Below are 17,663 nucleotides of genomic sequence, written 5' to 3' on the forward strand. Positions count from 1 at the left end.
GAATGACGGGCTACTTGGTGCTGGCGGGCGTGGGCCTGGCCGGCGCCCTGCTGTTCGTCGCTGCCATGGTTGCGCGGCGGCTGCTGGCGCCGCGCGCGCCCAGCCTGGCCAAGCTCACGACCTACGAATCCGGCGTCGATCCGGTCACCGGCGGCTGGGCGCAGAGCCACATCCGCTACGTCACCTACGCCTTCTTGTATGTCGTCTTCGCGGTCGATGCGGTCTACCTCTTCCCATGGGCGCTGGTGTTGCGCGATCACCGGCTCGGCGTGGTGAGCCTGGTGGAGATGGGCATCTTCATCGCGGTGCTGCTCGTCGGCCTGCTGCACGCCGCACGTCGTGGCCTGCTCAACTGGGCAGATTCGCCCCAGGAGGGTCCCCGCTCATCCGTCGCTGAGCCCGCAGGGGAGAAACGATGACCACCGACCTGCCCATGCCCCGGGTCGGCGCCGGCCAGGCGGCCGCGCCGAAGCCGATGCGCCTGGTGCTCAACTGGGGGCGTCGCTACTCGCTGTGGGTATTCAATTTCGGGCTCGCGTGCTGCGCCATCGAGTTCATTGCGGCATCGATGGCCCGGCACGACTTCATCCGGCTCGGGGTGATCCCGTTCGCGCCCGGCCCGCGACAGGCCGACCTGATGGTCGTGTCCGGCACGGTCACCGACAAGATGGCACCCGCGGTGCGCCGGCTCTACGACCAGATGCCGGAGCCGAAGTACGTCATCAGCTTCGGGGCGTGCAGCAACTCCGGCGGCCCCTATTGGGATTCGTACTGCGTCACCAAGGGCGTCGACCAGCTGATCCCGGTGGACGTCTACGTCCCCGGGTGCCCGCCGCGCCCCGAGGCGCTGCTGCAGGGCATCCTCGTGCTGCAGCAGCAGATCGCGCAGGAGAAGCTGCAGACCAAGAGCCTGCGCGGTCGTCTCGGACCGTATGCCGGGCGTCGCGCCTCGGCTGCCGAGGTCAGCCGTCCGCTCGTCGCCCCACCGGAGCAGACGACGTGACCTACGAGATCCCTTCTGTCAGCTGCGAACCCGCAGACTGGCGTGACACGCTCCTGGGCTTGCGCGAGGCCGGCTTCGACTTCTTCGACTACCTCACCGCGGTCGACGAGACCGACGCCGAGGACAACCCGGGCCTGGAGATCGTCGCCCACCTCTACGACACCCGCCACGGCGCCTTCCGCGAGACGCTGGCCCGCACCCGGATCGCCGACGGTGCCTCGATCGACAGCCTCACCCAACTCTTCGCCGGAGCCGCCTGGCACGAGCGGGAGACCTACGAGATGTTCGGCATCGACTTCACCGGTTTCGACGACGGCACCGGTCTCGGACTGCGAAAACTGTTGCTGCCGGACGGTTTCGACGGCAATCCGTTGCGCAAGTCGTTCGTGCTGACCGCCCGCGTCAGCAAGCCGTGGCCGGGCGCCAAGGAGCCGGGCGGCGACAGCACCGACGGCAAACCCGCCCGCACGCCGCGACGCCGGATGCAGCCACCCGGCATACCCGACGAGAGCTGGGGACCGCGATGACCACCCCACGAAGTTCTCCGCTCGTGCCTCGCTCCGATACTTCGCGAGGACCCCGGTAATGGCAGGCGACATCGTCGAGATCGTGCTGCGAGCCGTCTGCGTGCTCGCGGCCTTCCTCGTGCTGCCGCTGCTCGTCGGCCAGACCGAACACAAGGTGATGGCGCACATGCAGGGCCGCCTCGGCCCGATGGAGGCCGGCGGCTTCCACGGCTGGGCGCAACTGGTCGCCGACGGCATCAAATTCAGCCAGAAGGAGGACATCGTCCCGCTCGCCGCGGACAAGCGGGTCTTCCGCATCGCGCCGGCGCTCGGCATCGTGTCCTATCTGTTTGCGCTGGCGGTGATCCCGCTCGGCCCGCACACGGTGGGCGCCGACGTGCCGGGCAGTCTGGTGTGGGTGCTCGCGGTCGGCGGCATCGGCACCGTCGGCACGCTGATGGCGGGCTGGGGCAGCGGCAACAAGTACTCCCTGCTCGGCGGCCTGCGCACCGCGGCCCAGCTCGTCTCCTACGAGTTGCCGCTGATCCTCGCCTGCGCATCCTTCGCGATCGCCGCCGGTTCGCTGTCGCTCGTCGGCATCGCGCACGCCTGGACACCATGGTGGCTGCTGTGGCAGCTGCCCGGGGCGCTCGTCTTCCTCGTCGCGGCGACCGCCGAGCTCCAGCGCCCGCCGTTCGACATGCCGGTGGCCGACTCGGAGCTGGTGATGGGCCCCTACACCGAGTACACCGGCCTGCGGTTCGCGCTCTTCCTGCTGGCCGAGTACGCCGGCATCGTGGTGATGTCCCTGCTGCTCGGAGTGCTCTACCTGGGCGGCTGGACCGGGCCGTTCGACCACCAGATCGGCTGGCTCTGGACGCTGCTCAAGGGTGCGATCTTCGCGGTGCTGATCATCTGGATCCGTGTCGCGTGGCCCCGCCTGCGCGAGGACCAGCTGCAGCGGGTCGCCTGGCTCGGTCTGGTGCCGCTGGCCCTGTTGCAGCTGGCGATCACAGCTATCGGAGTGGTGGTGACCTCGAGGTGATGTCGCAATGACGAAGTTCCTGAGCGGTCTGGCCAAGGGTATGGCGACAACCGCGCGCACGATGACCACGCACGCGCACACCCAGCAGTATCCGCATGTCAAACCCGAACTGCCTTCGCGCAGTAGGGGAGTCATCGCCCTGCTGGAGGAGAACTGCACCTCCTGCATGCTGTGCGCCCGCGAGTGCCCCGACTGGTGCATCTACATCGACTCCCACAAGGAGACGACCCCGCCGACGACCGAGGGCGGTCGCGCCCGGCAGCACAACGTGCTCGACCGCTTCGCGATCGACTTCAGCCTCTGCATGTACTGCGGCATCTGCATCGAGGTCTGCCCGTTCGACGCGCTCTTTTGGAGCCCGGAGTTCGAATACTCCACCACCGACATCCGAGACCTGTTGCAGGAGAAGGAAACTCTCGGCCAGTGGATGCCGACCGTGCCGGCACCCGAGCCGCTCGTGCCCGAGTTGCCGCAGACCGAAGCGCAGCAACTCGTGGTGGACGTCGAGCCCGAGGACGACCCGGCGGCCGGGCGCACCACCAAGCGCGGCGCCGGTGAGGTGCCGCGGCCCGGCACCGAGGAGCAGCCATGACGACGTATGACGTGCTCTTCACGCTCGCCGGCGCGATCAGCACCGGTGCCGCCGTGCTCGCGGTCAGCACCAAGCACCTGGTGCACTCCGCGCTCTGGCTGGTCGTCGCGCTCGCGTCGCTGTCCGGGTGCTATCTGGTGCTGGGCGCCGAATTCGTAGCACTGGTGCAGCTGTTGGTCTACGTCGGGGCCATCGTCGTACTCGTCTTGTTCGCCCTGATGCTCACTCGGGCGCCCATCGGTCGCAGTCGTGATCACGACACCCCGCTGCCGCAACGCGCGGCCGCGCTCGTCGTCGGCGCCGCCACCGCCGCGCTGCTCTCGGCGGTGCTCATCTCGGCCTTCGGCAACGACGCGATCACGGTCAGAGGCGGCAGCACCCACGTGTTGGCGAGCCAGATCTTCGGCACTTGGGTGTGGCCCTTCGAGCTGCTGTCCGCGCTGTTGCTGATCGCCCTGGTCGCCGCGCTTGCGTTGTCGCGTATGCCGATCGGCCGACGCGACGACTCGGAGGCGGATGCCCGGTGATCCACCCCGTCCTGCCGATGCTGCTGGTCGGCATTCTCTTCGGAGTCGGCCTGTATGGCGTGCTCGCTCGCCGCAACGCCGTGCTCGTGCTGATCGGCGTCGAGCTGATGCTCGCCGCGGCCGGGTTGCTCTTCGTGACCGTCGGATCGCTGACCGCTGACCCGTTGCGCGCGGGTCAGAGCATGACGGTCTTCATCATCACCATCGCGGCGGCCGAGATCGCGGTCGCGCTCGCGGTGATCCTGGCCGTCTTCCGCGCTCGCGGCAATATCGACGTCTCGCAGCGGGGGAGTGACGACTGATGCCCTCCGCCTCGCGTCTCGACACCCAGTCCCTGGCGCTCGACCTGGTCCTGCAGCCGAGCCACCTGGTCGTGCTGCTGCCCGCCGCGGTCAGCGTGCTGATCCTGGTGCTCACCCGCCGCAGTGCGCGCGGCGCGTTCGTGATCGCCGCGATCGGCGGACTGCTCGGGCTGCTCGCTGCGGCCGCGCTGCTCGCCCAGCAGGCGCGCGGGGGAGCGGTCGCCGACCCGCGCACCATCGGCGAGTTGAAGGTCGGCCCGGCGCTCGCCGTCCCGCTGCGGCTGCAGGTCGATCGGCTCATGGTGCTGGTCGCGGTGGCGGTCGCGCTGGTGTCGCTCGTGGTGCAGGTCTTCGCCCGTTGGTACCTCTACTCCGATCCGCGATATCGGCAATTCGCAGCAACCGTCGGCCTGTTCACGGCCGCGATGCAGCTGGTGGTGCTCTCCGGTGACGTGCTGCTGATCCTGGTGGGCTGGGAGCTGATGGGTTGGTGCTCCTACCTGCTCATCGGTCACGAGTCCGAGCGCGCCAAGGCGCGACGCGCGTCATACAAGGCATTCCTGGTGACCCGCATCGCGGATGCACCTTTCGCGATCGGTCTCGCAGTGCTCGCCCTCGGCGCCCGCTCCACGTCGATCCCGCAGATCGTGCAGCACTGGCAGTCGGCCGCAGCCGACCACGGCACCGCGCTCACCGCGGCACTGCTCTGCGTCATCTGCGCAGTCGCCGGCAAGTCCGCGCAGGTGCCGTTCCAGGACTGGCTGCCCGACGCGATGGAGGGCCCGACACCGGCGTCCGCCCTCATCCACGCCGCGACCATGGTCGCGGCGGGCACCGTCGTACTCGCCAAACTGGTTGCGCTGCTGGAGCTTTCCGGCACGGCCCGTGTCGTGCTGACGATCGTCGCGTCGGTCTCGATGGTCGGCGCGGCCGTGCTCGCGTTCTGCCAGCACGACCTCAAGCGGTTGCTCGCGTGGTCGACCGTGTCCCAGGTCGGCCTGATGCTGCTCGGCCTCGCCGTGCTCCCGGTGCGTGAGCCGGCCGACCTTGGGATCAGCCACCTGCTGTCGCACGCGATGTTCAAGGCGCTGCTCTTCCTGCTGATCGGCTGGTTGTCAGTGCTGGTCGGCGGCACGATCGTCGAGCGTCAGTCCGGTGCGCTGAGCAAGCACCTGGCTGTCCGCTGGCTGGTCGGGATCGGCCTGCTCGCGTTGGCCGGCGTGCCACCGCTCGTCGGCTTCGTGTCCAAGGACCTGATCGTCGACGAGGCCGCGCGGCGCGGCGTCGACGGCGACGTCAGTGCGCGGATCGCATTCGTCGCGCTGGTCTGTGTGGTGGCGCTGACCGCGGCATACACGACCCGGATGTGGCTGATCCTGGTCCACCGCACCGGCCGCCAGCGGGTGGTCGTGCGCGAGGCGGTCGAGGACTCCTACGACATCCGCGACGTCGGCATCGTCGAGATGCTCGCCGGATCGCCGCAGGTCGACGTCCACGGCCGGCCGTTGCGGCGCGACGAGCCGATGCCGCCGGTGGTCGATGATGACGACGACGGCCCGCTGCCGGAGCCGCAGCCCGGGGCCGGCGCCCGAACCGGCCTGCAACTGTTGGCGATTCTTTCCATCGTCGGCGGCGCGCTGATCTTCAGCCCGATGCTCGAGGTCGACTGGGAGAACGCCAACCTCTGGCTGATCGGCGCATCGCTGGTGCTGATGGCAGCGGTGGCGCTCCTGGTCCGGCTGATGTCGATCGGCACCGTCTACGGCGACGCGGCAGCTCGGCTGCCGTTGCCGCTGCGAAGCTCGGCCTCTCGCGGTTTCGACGTCGATGCCGGGTATGTCGGGCTGGTCGCACGTCCGGTGGTCGCCCTGGCCCGCGGAGTCGCCCGGCTGGAAGGCGGCCTCGACCGCGGGGTGCAGGCGCTGCCCGCGCTCGTCACGCGGGTCGCCGGCGCCGGTTTCCGGCTGCACACCCGGCGCCCCACGAGTGGCCTGGTCGCAGTCGCGCTCGGTGTCGTGCTCGTCGGACTGATGGGGGTGATCTGGTGGTAGCCGCACTGCTCGCCGCGCCCCTCGCCCCGATCGTCGCCGGCCTGGCTCTCGTCGCAGGAGACCGGGTGCCCCGCGCCGTCAGCCGGCACACGGCGTACGCCGTCTCGCTCGCCGCAACGCTGATCTCGCTGCTCGCGGCCGCGCTCATCGCCTACGACCGCCCGAGTCTCAACCGGCCGTGGGTGCCCGAAGTGGGCATGCGACTGCACCTTGCGGTCGACGGGATCAGCGTGCCGCTGCTGTTGATGACCGCGGCCGTCGGCGTGCTCGTCGTCATACATGCGCGGCACGAACAACCTGGCGGGGGCACGCCTGGCACCTTCTTCGGCTGCCTGCTGCTGGTGATCGGCGGCGGCATCGCCACCTTCCTGGTGCAGGACGCGATCAGCTTCTTCCTCGCCTTCGAGGTCGTGCTGGTGCCGATGTGGGTGCTGATCAACCGCTTCGGCGACCCCAAGGACGCGAGCGAACGTGCCCGGGCCGCAGCAACTTTCGTGCTCTACACGGTGCTCGGCTCGACCCTGATGCTGGTCGGGATCCTCACCATGGTCTTCGCCTCGGGCACTGCCGACCTCGCGACCCTCGCCCGGCACCCATTGCCTGCCGGGCAGCAGACCGTCGTCGCCGCGATCCTGCTGATCGGCCTCGCCATCAAGGTGCCGATCTGGCCCTTGCACTCCTGGCTGCCTCGTGCGCACACCATCGCGCCGACTGCCGGCTCGATGCTGCTGGCCGCCGTGCTGCTGAAGATGGGCACCTACGGCATCGTGCGGCTGGTCATCGCGCCGCTGCCCGCGGGCGTGGAGCGGCTTGCGCCATACGTGGCGACGTGCGCGGTGATCGGCATCGTCTGGGGCGGCCTGGTCTGCCTCGTCGAGCGCAGCCTCAAGCGGCTCATCGCCTGGTCGTCGGTCGCCCACATGGGCTTTGTGGTGCTCGGTCTGATGAGCGGCACCGCGATCGGTCTGCAGGCGGCCCTCTTCGCAAACATCGCGCACGGCGTGGTGTCCGCGCTGCTCTTCGCGGTTGTCGGCGGCCTCAAACACCGGTGGGGCGGTGACGATCTCAGCGTCGCGCGGCGCGCACTGCGGGACGTCTCGCCGCGGCTCAGTCTTGCGCTCGTCATCGGACTCGCGGCGTCGCTCGGCCTGCCCGGCCTCGCCGGTTTCTGGGGTGAGGTGCTGGCGATCTTCGGTGCCTGGAACCCGGGCGGCGACCGGTCCACCGGCTGGTTCCGGCTGCTCGCCGCAGTGGCCGCGGTCGGTGCGGTGCTGGCCGCGGCATACGCACTGCGGGTGCTGCGCATCGTGTGGATGGGCGACGCCGACGGCGGTCGACCGCTGCCGCCTTCTCCCGAATCCGACGCCCGCGGGGGCGAACTCGTTGTCGTCACGGTGCTGGGCGCCGCGACCGTGGTGCTGGGAGTGCTGCCGATCATCCTGCTGAACACCACCTCCGGAGCGGTCGACCACCTGATGGCGGTGGTCGGGCGATGACGCTCACCTACGACTGGTGGCTGCTCGCACCGGTGCTGGTGCCCGGTGTCGGCGCGCTCCTCGTGCTCGTCGTCGACGCGATCGCGCCCCGGCTCGGCCGGGTGCACTGGGCGCTCACCGCCGGGTTGCTGCTCGTCGGCGCGGCCACCGTCATACCCGGTCTGCTGCCGTCGGCGGACAACCCGCGCCGGACGCTCTGTCTGTCCGACGGCAGTTGCCTGTATGCCGTCGACCACGTCGGTGCCGGTCTGCAATTCACCGCGCTGGTCAGTGCGGCGGTGATTGTGTTGCTGGCGTTGCCGATTCGGGTGCCGACCGAGCGTGCACCGGTGCAGGCGGCGCTGCTGCTGACCGCAACCGCGGGTGCGAGCGGCGTCGTCGCCGCACGCGACCTGACCTCCTGGCTGGTGACTCTCGAGCTCGCGACCGTGCCGACGGTCGCGCTGGTCGCGCTGCGCGCCCGGCGCTCGGCGACCGACGGAGCCCTGTCGCTGCTCACGACCTCCTTGGTCAGCTTCGCGATCACCGCGATGGGCGCCGCCCTGTGGTTCGCCGCCACCGGCACCGTGCAACTCGGCGGTGACGCGGTGCTGGCGGCATCGCACGACGCCGACTCTCGCCGGATCCTCGCGCTGGCCGTCGTCTTCATCGTGGCCGGCGTCGGTTTCAAACTGTCGCTGGTGCCGTTCCACGCGTGGACGCCCGAAGCGTTCGGCGGCGCGTCGGTGCCGATCGGCGGCTTCCTCGCGGTCACCTCGAAGGTGGCCGCGCTGGGCGCGCTCCTTGTGATCTTCCGTGGTGTCTCCGTGCTCGGCACGTCGGCGCTCGCGGCCATCGGCGTGCTCGCCGCGATCTCGATGACCGTGGGCAATGTGATGGCGCTGCGTGAGCAGCAGGCACTGCGCTTCCTCGCCTGGTCGACGATCTCGCAGGCCGGCTGGGTGGTGCTGCCGCTCGCGGCCGTCTCCAGCCACGCCGTCCGGGCGGCCGCCGGCTACCTGGTCGTCTACGCGCTCGCGACCCTGGTCGCCTTCGCCGTCGTGACGGCGCTCGCGCACTCTGACGGACGCAACCACGCGACGCGGCTCGCGTCATACGGTGGTCTGCTGCGGCGGCGCCCGCTGCTCGGCGTCACGCTGGCGCTCGCGCTGCTCGCGCTGATGGGGCTGCCGCCCGCGGTGGTCGGCCTGGTCGCCAAGGTGCTCGCGCTCGGCCCGGTCGCCGGTGGGCGGCTGTGGCCGCTTGCGATCGTGGCGGCGGTCAACGCGATGCTCGGCGTCGCGGTCTACCTGCGCTGGCTGCGGATCCTCTTCGGCGCTCCGACCGACCCGGGCACGCACGACCGGCTGCACCCGGTGCACCTCGCCGTCGTCGCGATCGGTCTGGCGGCACTCGTGGTGACCAGCATCGCGCCGCAGCTGCTGCTCGGATTGGTCGGACGCTGACTGGTGGGGCGACCCCGCCATACGGAACAAAGCGGGCCTGATCGCACGTTTTCCACTACATGCACCGTCACTACAACGGCCTGAAGACTGCCGCCCTCTTCGGCGGCATCTGGGTCATCCTGCTCGGCATCGGCGCCGTCGTCGCCGGCGGCAAGCTGATCTGGCTGTTTGCGCTCATCGGGGTGGCGACCACCGCCTACAGCTACTGGAACTCCGACAAGCTCGCGATCAAGGCCATGCGCGCCTACCCGGTCAGCGAGGCGCAGGCGCCGGAGATGTACCGCATCGTGCGCGAGCTGTCGACCAAGGCCGGCAAGCCCATGCCGAAGCTCTACATCTCGCCCACCGATGCGCCGAATGCGTTTGCCACCGGCCGCAATCCGCAGCACGCGGCGGTCTGCTGCACCGAGGGCATCCTCCGGCTGCTCGACGAGCGGGAGCTGCGCGGCGTGCTCGGCCACGAGCTGATGCACGTCTACAACCGCGACATCCTCACCTCGTCGATCGCTGCGGCGCTCGCGGGCATCATCACCTCCATCGCGCAGATGATGATGTTCTTCGGTGGCATGTTCGGTGGCGGCAGCAACGACGACGACCGCCCGAACCCGATTGCGATGCTCGCGATGGCGCTGCTCGCGCCGATCGCCGCGATGCTGATCCAGTTCGCGATCAGCCGGACCCGTGAGTACGACGCGGACGAGGACGGCGCGAAGCTGACCGGCGACCCGCTCGCGCTCGCTTCCGCGCTGCAGAAGCTCGAGAGCGGCACCGCCCGCACGCCGCTCGCGCCCGAGCCGAAGGTGGTCAACGCCAGCCACCTGATGATCGCCAACCCGTTCCGCGCGCAGGACGTGTCGCGGTTGATGTCGACCCACCCACCCACCGCCGAGCGGATCAAGCGACTTGAGAATCAGGCGTACGGCCGGGAGATCACTCGCTGACCATCCCACGCATCACGCCGGATGGGGTTGGCTTAGGTTGGCGGGATGGCAACCCTGCTCCGGACCGAGGCGGTCGAACGCGCCGCACTGCTCACCGTCACGTCATACGACCTCGAGCTCGACTTCACCCGCGGCGACGAGGTGTTCGGGTCGCCGGTGACCATCCGCTTCGCCTGCGCCGAACCCGGAGCCGGCACCTTCGCCGAGTTCATGCCGGGGCAGATCGCCTCGATGGCGTTGAACGGCAGACCGATCGACGCATCGGCCGCCCGCGACGGGCGGCTGCGCCTGGACGCGTTACAGGCCGACAACGAGCTCGTTGTGGAAGCGACCATGCGTTACGTGCGGGACGGCGAGGGCATGCACCGCGCCGTCGACCCCGAGGACGGTCAGGTCTACCTCTACGGCAGCCCCGCGGCGTCGGCTGCGGGCAAGATCTACGCCTGCTTCGACCAGCCCGACCTCAAGGCCCCCTACTCCCTGACGGTCACGGCGCCGTCGGACTGGGTGGTCACTGCTAACGCCCCGCTCGCCGAACACGACGGTGACGTATGGCGATTCGCGCCCACCCGGCCGATCGCCACCTACTTCTTCACCGTCTGCGCGGGGCCGTTCGTCAGCGTCAGCGATGAGCACGACGGCATTCCGCTCGGGCTCTACGCCCGGGCCACTCTCGGCGAGCAGCTGCGCGAGCAGGCCGATGAAATGTTCGCGGTGACCAAGGAGGCCTTCGACTACTACCACCGGGTCTACGCAATCGGTTACCCCTGGGGCAAATACGACCAGGTGTTCGTGCCGGAGTTCAACATGGGCGCAATGGAAAACCCGGGCTGTGTCACCTTCCGCGACGAGTTCGTCTTCCAGGGCGAGGCGTCCTACAGCCAGCACCTGCTGCGCGCCACCGTCATCGCCCACGAGATGGCGCACATGTGGTTCGGCGACCTGGTCACGATGCGCTGGTGGGACGACCTGTGGCTGAACGAGTCGTTCGCCGAGTTCGTCGCCCACCAGCAGCGCTCCCGGGCAACGAATCTCACCGAGGCATGGCTGGACTTCTCGGTGATCCGCAAAAACTGGGGGTATGCCGCCGACCGGGCACCCTCGACCCATCCGATCGCGGGCATGCCGGCACCTGACGTGCACTCCGCGTTGCTCAACCTCGACGGCATCACCTATCCGAAGGGTGCCTCCGCGCTGCGCCAGCTGGAGGCGTACCTGGGCGAGGACGCCTTCCGGCAGGGCGTCCGAAACTACCTGGAACAGCACAGTTTCGGCAACGCGACGCTGCAAGACTTCCTCGACGCGATGCAGGCGAGCAGCGGAGTCGATCTGCACCGGTGGACGCAGGCCTGGTTGCTCACCCCTGGCACCGATGTCTTCTCGATGGACGGTTCCGACACTGTGGTGCGCACGACTCCCGCCGAGTTCCCGGCCGATCGGCCGCACCTGCTGGACGTAGTGGGCTATCGCGACGGGCAGGTCGTGGTCAACGAGACGGTCCGAGTGGAGCGGGACCGGACGAAGCTGCCGTCATACGACATCGAACCGAAGCTGTTGCTGCCCAACGCAACCGACACAGCATGGGGGATTGTCGAGCTGGACCCTGCCACTCAGGCACGCATCGCCGAGCAACTGCCGCTGATCCCGGACGCGACCGCGCGCGCCGTCATCTGGTCGTCTCTCACCAATGGCCTCGCCCTCGGCACGGTCAACCCCCGGCTCTTGCTGGACACCTTCGCGCGCACCTGGTGGCTCGAACCCGAGGACGCGATCATGAGCGGCGTTGGCGCCGCCGTGGCGCAGCTCCTGCCAAGTCGCTACCTGCCACCCGAGGAGACGCCGGATTGCCTTGATCTCCTTGCGAATACGGGCCTTCGGGCGCTGACCGAGGGTCCTGCGCCGGCCTCGACGAAGCTGACCGCGGCCCGACTGGTGGCACGGACCAGCCAGGACGTCGACCTGCTGCGTCGCTGGCTGGCCGGCGACGGGCTCCCGCCTGCGCTCGACTCCGATGAGGACTTCCGCTGGCTCCTGGTCCATCGCCTCGCTGAGATCGGGTCGATGCCCGAGGAGGAGATCGCCGAGCACGCCGCACGCGACGAGTCGTCCCGGGGTGTACTCGCAGCTCTGGGCGCGCGCACCGCCATCCCGACCGGGCCGGCCAAGCAGCGGGCGTGGCAGCAACTCATCGGCAACGCGACGCTGTCCAACCGGGAGGCGCAGACGATCCTCACCTCCTTCTTCTCCAGTCTCGACCAGGAGCTGACCGAGCCGTATGTCGAGCGCTTCTTCACCGAATTGCCGCTGCTGGCAGACCGGTTCGGTGACATGGTGATGCGACAGTTGGTGACGTCGGGCTACCCGTTGACCCACACCGACGACCGCACCCTCGAGCTGGCCGAGACCGCGCTGACAGCAGACTTGCCCAGCGGAATGCGCCGGGCAATGGTGGACAGCACGAACGTGTTGCGTGAACAGCTGGCGTCACGGAGAAAGTTTCGATGACCCTCTCCTGGAGCGCGTATGCCGTCTCACTCGCCCGACCCGACGCGCCGCCGATCTTGGACGAGTCGGCCGACCTGGTCCTCAAGACCGCCTCCGTCGGCAAGCTGCTCCTGCTCGGTGAGGTGGCGCGCCGGCTCGAATCCGGTGTCCTGCAAGCAGATCGACGGGTGAGCAAGCAGGATGCACAATTCGTGCGAGACTCCGGACTGTGGCACCTGCTCGACCAGCAGGACCTCACCGTCCTCGACGCGTGCCGGCTGGTCGGCGCGGTCAGCGACAACCTCGCGACCAACGTGCTCATCGACTTGGTGGGCCTCGGCGCCGTGCAGGATTTCGGTGCTTCCATCGGGGCACCGCCGATGGAGCTGCTCGACTACGTCAGCGACGTGCCACGAGAACAGCGCGGCCCCGGCACGCCGCCCACCCTGTCCCGTGCGAGCGCAAGGTCGCTCGTCGGCTTCCTCACGGCCCTGCAGGCCGGCGTGGTGTCACCGCTGGTCGGCGAGTGGATGTCACTCAACACGGACCTGTCGATGGTCGCGTCGGCATTCCTCGACGATCCGTTGGCACACAACGAGATCGGTGGTGACGACCAGCCGGGCCTGCGCAACAAGACGGGCACCGACGACGGCATCCGGGCCGACGTCGGCATCGTGACCAACGGGTCGGACACGGTCGCCTACGCGGTCGTGGCCAATTGGGCCGGGGACGATGCGGCACCCGGACTGGCGACCGTGATGAGCCGCATGCGCGAGCACGGCGACACCATCCGCGCTGCGCTGCGCTGACGACGGGCCGCCACGCGTGGCTCCTCAGTCGAGCAGGCCCTGCTGCCGGGCGAGATCGGCGGCTTCGGTGCGGGTGGTGGCGCCGAGTTTGGCCAGAATGTTGGACACGTGCACGCTCGCGGTCTTCGGGCTGATGAAGAGCTCGGCGGCGATCTGACCGTTGGTGCGCCCGCCCGCGACCAGACGGAGCACCTCGGCCTCCCGGTTGGTCAGTGCGCCGTCGGCTGCCGGAGCTGAGCCGGTCGTCCCGACGCGGGCGGCCGTGATCAACCGCCGGGCGCCGAGCGCGCGAGCGGTGTCCGCCGCTCGGGAGGCGACGTCGCGGGCCTGCGTGCGCTGTCCTGCCGCGAAGAGGGCGCGGGCCAGCTGCACCTGGCTCTCCGCACGGTCGTAGGGAAAGCCGCACTCGTCGAAAAGTGCTGCAGCGGACCGGAATTGGTCGATCAGTGCACTGTCGGGCGCGCCGACACCGGCCCATTGGAAACGCAACAGCTCGGCGCGGGCGCGGGCCAGCCACGCGCGGGACTCCAGGCCGAGGATCTGGTCGGTGCCACGGTCGGCCACGACGCCCTCCAGCACCGCCAGACCGGCGTCCGCCGCCGGCTGCCACTGCGAGCGTGCGCGCTGGTTTTCCCGGGCGACGTCCGCCAGCACCTGCACGAGCACCGCCGTCAGATGGAGCTGTGCGTCAAAGACGTGCAGCTTCCACACGTCGCGCGCGGTGGCGAGCGTCTCGTCATACATCCGCACCGCGGCAGCGGGATCGCCCTCGGCGCCGAACACCTCGACCATCGCGGGCCCCGCGTTGACGAGCAAGAACATGTCCTGGGTCCAGACCGCGCGCACGGCCGGGAAGACAGCGCGGGCAGTGGCGGGGTCGCCGCGCATCAGGGCCAGCTGCATGCGGACGACATCGAAGCCGGCCTCGAACATCGGCGACACCGGGAAGTCCAGCTCCAGCAAGGCATTGGCCACTGCCCAATCGCCGCGTTTGGCGGCGAGCACGGCACCGAACGTGCGGCTGGACAAGGCGTGCGTGTCGCCGGAGGCGTGACCCTCGTCCGCGCGCCGGGTGGCAAGGGCATAGGTGTCGTAGGCGGCCTGGTGCTGCCCTGCGCGCGACTGGAGCCCGGCCAGCTGGTGCAGCGCCCGCAACTCGCCCTGCACGTCGTGGTGCGCGCGTGCCTTCTGCCAATTGGCCTCGAGCCCGGCGACCGCTCCGGTGTAATCACCGGTCAGGCCGTCCAGCTTGGCCCGGGTCGTCATCAGGTCGATCACCACCGATGCGCTGTCCCCCTGCCGCGCGATGGTCAGCGCATCATCGATGACCGCGGTCGCTTCGGCATAGCGCTCCTCGGACATCAGCGTCCGGCCCTTGAGGGCCAGCAGCGCGGCGTGCACGGCGGCATGCTCGGGGTCGTCCACCCAGGTGACCGCCTCGTCGAAGGCGGCGATCGGCAGCTGCGGCAGATCGGTGAAGAGCAGCGCGGAGGCAAGCAGTCGCACCAGGTCGGCGCGCTCGGGCAACGGCCCGGAGTGCCCGTGGAGCGCGTCCCGCATCAGGCTCGCCGCGCGGTGCGGGTCACCACTGCGCAGCAACGCCTCCGCGGTGCGCTGCGGAAGGTCGACCGGGACGGCGCCAGCCAGCTCCGGGTGCTGACTGGCGAGCGACAGAGCACGCTCGAAGTGCGGCACGGCGTTGGAGGGCGCCGCCGTGCCCATCGCCACCTCGCCGGCCCGCACCGACGCCTCGATCGCCATCTCGACCCGGCCGGCGCGCTCGGCGTGCAGCGCAACCGCCGCCGCGGCGCCCGGCTCCGCACGATCGGCCCACAGGTCGGCCAGTCGACTATGCAGCCGGACCCGCTCACCCGGCAGCAGGTCGTCATACAACGCCTCGGACTGCAACGCGTGCCGGAATGCGTAGCACTGGTCCTCGGTCGTCACCAGCACCTGGCCGTCCAGCGCGGCCCGCAGCGCACCCTCGAGCCGCGCCGCGTCGAGTTCGGTCAGCTGCGCCAATGTCGTATGACGCACCGAGCGTCCTGCGACTGATGCTGATCGGAGCACCTGCCGCACGTCGTCACCCAGCGAATCCACCCGGACCAGAAGCAGATCCGCCAACTCTGCCGGCAAGCCCGCGGCACCGACCGACTCACCGGATGCCGCGACGAGCTCCTCGGTGAAGAACGGATTGCCGCCGGCCCGGTCGACGATCGCCGCGGTTTGCGGCTCGGTCAGCTGCGGCCGTAGGTGGCGCACCAGCTCCTCGGCCGCCGACGGCGGCAGCGGCTGCAACCCGGCACGTCGCACCGCCGGCAGCCGCGACCACTCCGCGAGCTGGGGGCGCAGCGGGTGCCGCCGATGCAGGTCATCGGTGCGGTAGGTCGCGAGCAGGTGCACTCGGTCGGGCAGCCCCCGGGTGAAGAGATAGGTCAGGAGTTCGCGGGTGGCGCGGTCGGCCCAGTGCACGTCCTCGACCACGACCAGCTGCGGCCCGTCCTGCGCCAGTTGCTCCAGGAACGTCGCGACCGCGTCGAACACCTCGGTCGGGTTGGTCGTGCCGCCCGGCTGGAGCCCCGCGAGCCCGGCGGCGGCCTCGGCATACCGCTGCGGCTCGGCCGCGCGCAGTTGCCGCAGCATCTCGGTGATCGGCAGATAGGGGCCGGCGCTGTCGCCGAGGTCGAGGCAGTGACCGAGCAGCACGCGTCCCCCGAGGTCGCGGCAGCGCTGCGCCACCTCGGCGACCAGACGGGTCTTGCCGACCCCGGCGTCGCCGCCCAGCAGAGTCACCGACGACCGCTCGCGATCGGCCAGCAGCGACGCGAAATCCTCGACCTCGAAGGCGCGCCCGAAGATCGGCCCGGTGGGTGCGAGCGGGGAGGACACGGGATCATTCTGCCCGCCCGCACCGACATCGGCCGTCGGTGCCACTTCAGCGCCAGTCGGCGCCACTTCAGCGCCAGGTCAGCGTCGGCAGCGGTCGCGCGGCCGGCCCCTTGCCGGACGCCCGGCCGTTCTGTCCTCCTCCGCCTCCGGCGAGCCGCCGTGCCCAGCCGGTCACCCGGCGCAGGCTGAGTTCCCAGCCGTGCGCGACGGCGAAGTCGTGCGCGATGCGCTCGCGGCGGTAGGCGAGCTCGGTGTCGAGTGCGGGTCCGGTGAAGTTGTTCATGGCCACTCCTTGTCGGGTCGGGTGCTTCGACCTCGACATTCGTCGCCTGAGGTAGTGCCGCACATGGGGCGGATGCCTTATTTGTCCGGCCCCGATCGGCGCTCGACCGCCTTAGACTGATCGGCCATGGAGCAGGCCGACACCGGTAAGCACGCGGGCGCCTACGGCAAGGACGTGCGCCTCGCCGGGCTGGTGACCATGTTGCTGTGGGACATCGGGTTGCCGGTGGTCGCCTATTACCTGGCCCGATCAGCGGGTATGTCGACCTTCAACTCGCTGCTCGCCGGCACGATCGTCGCCGGCGTCCGGCTGCTCTGGGTGGCGTGGCGGACCAAGCAGGTCGATGCGTTCGCCGGCTTCATGCTGTTCATCTTCGCGGCCGGCACTGCGGCGTCGTTCCTCACCGGCGACCCGCGCTTCATGCTGCTGAAGAATGCCGCGCTGACGCTCGTGGCGGGGGTTGTCTTCCTCGGCTCGTGTCGCTTCGGCAAGCCGCTCACCTTTGCCGTCGCGACCCGGCTGGCCGGCAGTGCGAAGGATCGTGCCGACCTGCACCGTGGTTGGGCCGAGTCTGCCGATTTCCGGCGCAAGTTCGTCCAGCTCGGGTTGCTCTGGGGGATCGGCCTGATCGTGGAGGCGCTGGTCCGCGTGGCGATCATCTACCTGACCTCGATCGACATCGCGGTCGCTGCTTCGGTGGTCGTCCAGATCGCCGCGTTCGCGATCATGACGGTCATCACCATCGCCGGCATCCGCCAGATGCGCGAAGAGGCCGACGCTCTCGCGTGAGCGCCGGCCTCCTCGTGCCCGATATGACGGGTATGACGTCAGCCCGTCACGGCACCACGACCGACAGCGTCTCGGCAACACAGGCCGGCTTGTCCTGGCCGTCGATCTCGATGGTGACCTTCATCGTCACGGTGAAGCCGAGCGACGACGGCTCGACCGACTGCAACTCCAGGCCACCGCGCACCCGCGAGCCGACCGGGACCGGCGTCGGGAAACGCACCTTGTTCGAGCCGTAGTTGATGCCCATCTTCACGCCCTCGAGCGCGTAGACCTCCCACGAAAGCATCGGGATCATCGACAGCGTCAGGTAGCCGTGTGCGATCGTGCCGCCGAACGGTCCTTCCTTGGCGCGCTCCACGTCCACGTGGATCCACTGATGGTCGCCGGTCGCGTCCGCGAACAGGTTGACCTGTTCCTGGGTGATCTCGTGCCACTCGCTGTAGCCGAGGTGCTCGCCGACCGCGGCCTGCAATTCCTCGATTCCGTTGAAGGTGCGCATGA

At 69.6% G+C, this 17,663-nt stretch carries 17 protein-coding genes; 14 read left to right on the top strand and 3 right to left on the bottom strand.

Going from position 1 to position 17,663, the window contains the following annotated elements; all coding sequences use genetic code 11:
• The first annotated feature begins 2 nt into the window (after window positions 1-2).
• The 13 genes from N2M23_RS11700 to N2M23_RS11760 are packed head-to-tail and all read left to right on the top strand — an operon-like array spanning window position 3 to window position 13,201.
• A complete protein-coding gene (locus N2M23_RS11700) occupies window positions 3-419 on the top strand; it encodes an NADH-quinone oxidoreductase subunit A (RefSeq protein ID WP_265445698.1) in 417 nt (138 codons plus the stop codon).
• The gene (locus N2M23_RS11705; protein ID WP_341870596.1) at window positions 416-1,003 is read left to right on the top strand and encodes an NADH-quinone oxidoreductase subunit B; all 588 of its coding nucleotides are present in this window, start codon (window positions 416-418) and stop codon (window positions 1,001-1,003) included. The genes N2M23_RS11700 and N2M23_RS11705 overlap by 4 nt, the downstream gene beginning before the upstream one ends.
• Complete coding sequence (locus tag N2M23_RS11710) at window positions 1,000-1,530, top strand: NADH-quinone oxidoreductase subunit C (protein ID WP_265445700.1); 531 nt, start codon at window positions 1,000-1,002, stop codon at window positions 1,528-1,530. The genes N2M23_RS11705 and N2M23_RS11710 overlap by 4 nt, the downstream gene beginning before the upstream one ends.
• A 58-nt stretch (window positions 1,531-1,588) precedes the next feature.
• Window positions 1,589-2,554: a complex I subunit 1/NuoH family protein gene (locus tag N2M23_RS11715; RefSeq protein ID WP_265445702.1), complete on the top strand. Its 966-nt coding sequence runs from the start codon at window positions 1,589-1,591 to the stop codon at window positions 2,552-2,554.
• A 7-nt stretch (window positions 2,555-2,561) separates the two neighbouring features.
• Complete coding sequence (locus N2M23_RS11720; protein ID WP_265445704.1) at window positions 2,562-3,146, top strand: 4Fe-4S binding protein; 585 nt, start codon at window positions 2,562-2,564, stop codon at window positions 3,144-3,146.
• A complete protein-coding gene (locus N2M23_RS11725) occupies window positions 3,143-3,673 on the top strand; it encodes an NADH-quinone oxidoreductase subunit J family protein (RefSeq protein WP_265445706.1) in 531 nt (176 codons plus the stop codon). The genes N2M23_RS11720 and N2M23_RS11725 overlap by 4 nt, the downstream gene beginning before the upstream one ends.
• Window positions 3,670-3,975: an NADH-quinone oxidoreductase subunit NuoK gene (nuoK, locus tag N2M23_RS11730; protein WP_265445708.1), complete on the top strand. Its 306-nt coding sequence runs from the start codon at window positions 3,670-3,672 to the stop codon at window positions 3,973-3,975. The genes N2M23_RS11725 and nuoK overlap by 4 nt, the downstream gene beginning before the upstream one ends.
• Window positions 3,975-6,026 carry an NADH-quinone oxidoreductase subunit 5 family protein gene (locus tag N2M23_RS11735; protein WP_265445709.1) on the top strand — a complete coding sequence of 684 codons (2,052 nt, stop codon included), beginning with the start codon at window positions 3,975-3,977 and terminating at the stop codon, window positions 6,024-6,026. Before nuoK ends, N2M23_RS11735 begins: the two co-directional genes overlap by 1 nt.
• The gene (locus N2M23_RS11740) at window positions 6,020-7,522 is read left to right on the top strand and encodes a complex I subunit 4 family protein (protein WP_265445711.1); all 1,503 of its coding nucleotides are present in this window, start codon (window positions 6,020-6,022) and stop codon (window positions 7,520-7,522) included. The genes N2M23_RS11735 and N2M23_RS11740 overlap by 7 nt, the downstream gene beginning before the upstream one ends.
• Window positions 7,519-8,967, top strand: a complete 1,449-nt coding sequence (locus N2M23_RS11745; protein WP_265445713.1) for an NADH-quinone oxidoreductase subunit N — start codon at window positions 7,519-7,521, stop codon at window positions 8,965-8,967. Before N2M23_RS11740 ends, N2M23_RS11745 begins: the two co-directional genes overlap by 4 nt.
• A 59-nt stretch (window positions 8,968-9,026) precedes the next feature.
• A complete protein-coding gene (gene htpX, locus N2M23_RS11750) occupies window positions 9,027-9,908 on the top strand; it encodes a zinc metalloprotease HtpX (protein WP_265445715.1) in 882 nt (293 codons plus the stop codon).
• A gap of 45 nt (window positions 9,909-9,953) precedes the next feature.
• The gene (pepN, locus tag N2M23_RS11755) at window positions 9,954-12,413 is read left to right on the top strand and encodes an aminopeptidase N (protein ID WP_265445717.1); all 2,460 of its coding nucleotides are present in this window, start codon (window positions 9,954-9,956) and stop codon (window positions 12,411-12,413) included.
• Window positions 12,410-13,201 (top strand): serine hydrolase, encoded by a 792-nt coding sequence (locus N2M23_RS11760; RefSeq protein ID WP_265445719.1) that lies wholly within the window; start codon window positions 12,410-12,412, stop codon window positions 13,199-13,201. The genes pepN and N2M23_RS11760 overlap by 4 nt, the downstream gene beginning before the upstream one ends.
• Before the next feature lie 24 nt (window positions 13,202-13,225).
• On the opposite strand, the gene N2M23_RS20995 is transcribed toward N2M23_RS11760, so the two are convergent.
• Together N2M23_RS20995 and N2M23_RS11775 are read right to left on the bottom strand one after the other, a co-directional pair.
• The gene (locus N2M23_RS20995) at window positions 13,226-16,090 is read right to left on the bottom strand and encodes a helix-turn-helix transcriptional regulator (RefSeq protein ID WP_341870597.1); all 2,865 of its coding nucleotides are present in this window, start codon (window positions 16,088-16,090) and stop codon (window positions 13,226-13,228) included.
• Between the two features lie 67 nt (window positions 16,091-16,157).
• Window positions 16,158-16,373 (bottom strand): hypothetical protein, encoded by a 216-nt coding sequence (locus N2M23_RS11775; protein ID WP_265445721.1) that lies wholly within the window; start codon window positions 16,371-16,373, stop codon window positions 16,158-16,160.
• A 126-nt stretch (window positions 16,374-16,499) separates the two neighbouring features.
• On the opposite strand from N2M23_RS11775, the gene N2M23_RS11780 reads away from it, so the two are divergent.
• Window positions 16,500-17,162 carry a VC0807 family protein gene (locus N2M23_RS11780; RefSeq protein ID WP_265445722.1) on the top strand — a complete coding sequence of 221 codons (663 nt, stop codon included), beginning with the start codon at window positions 16,500-16,502 and terminating at the stop codon, window positions 17,160-17,162.
• Window positions 17,163-17,208: 46 nt separating this feature from the next.
• On the opposite strand, the gene N2M23_RS11785 is transcribed toward N2M23_RS11780, so the two are convergent.
• On the bottom strand, window positions 17,209-17,661 hold the full coding sequence (locus N2M23_RS11785) for a MaoC family dehydratase (RefSeq protein ID WP_171153220.1): 453 nt from the start codon (window positions 17,659-17,661) through the stop codon (window positions 17,209-17,211).
• Between the last annotated feature and the right edge of the window lie 2 nt (window positions 17,662-17,663).

Source organism: Flexivirga meconopsidis (genome assembly GCF_026162425.1).
In the GTDB taxonomy this organism is placed as follows: Bacteria; Actinomycetota; Actinomycetes; order Actinomycetales; family Dermatophilaceae; genus Flexivirga; species Flexivirga meconopsidis.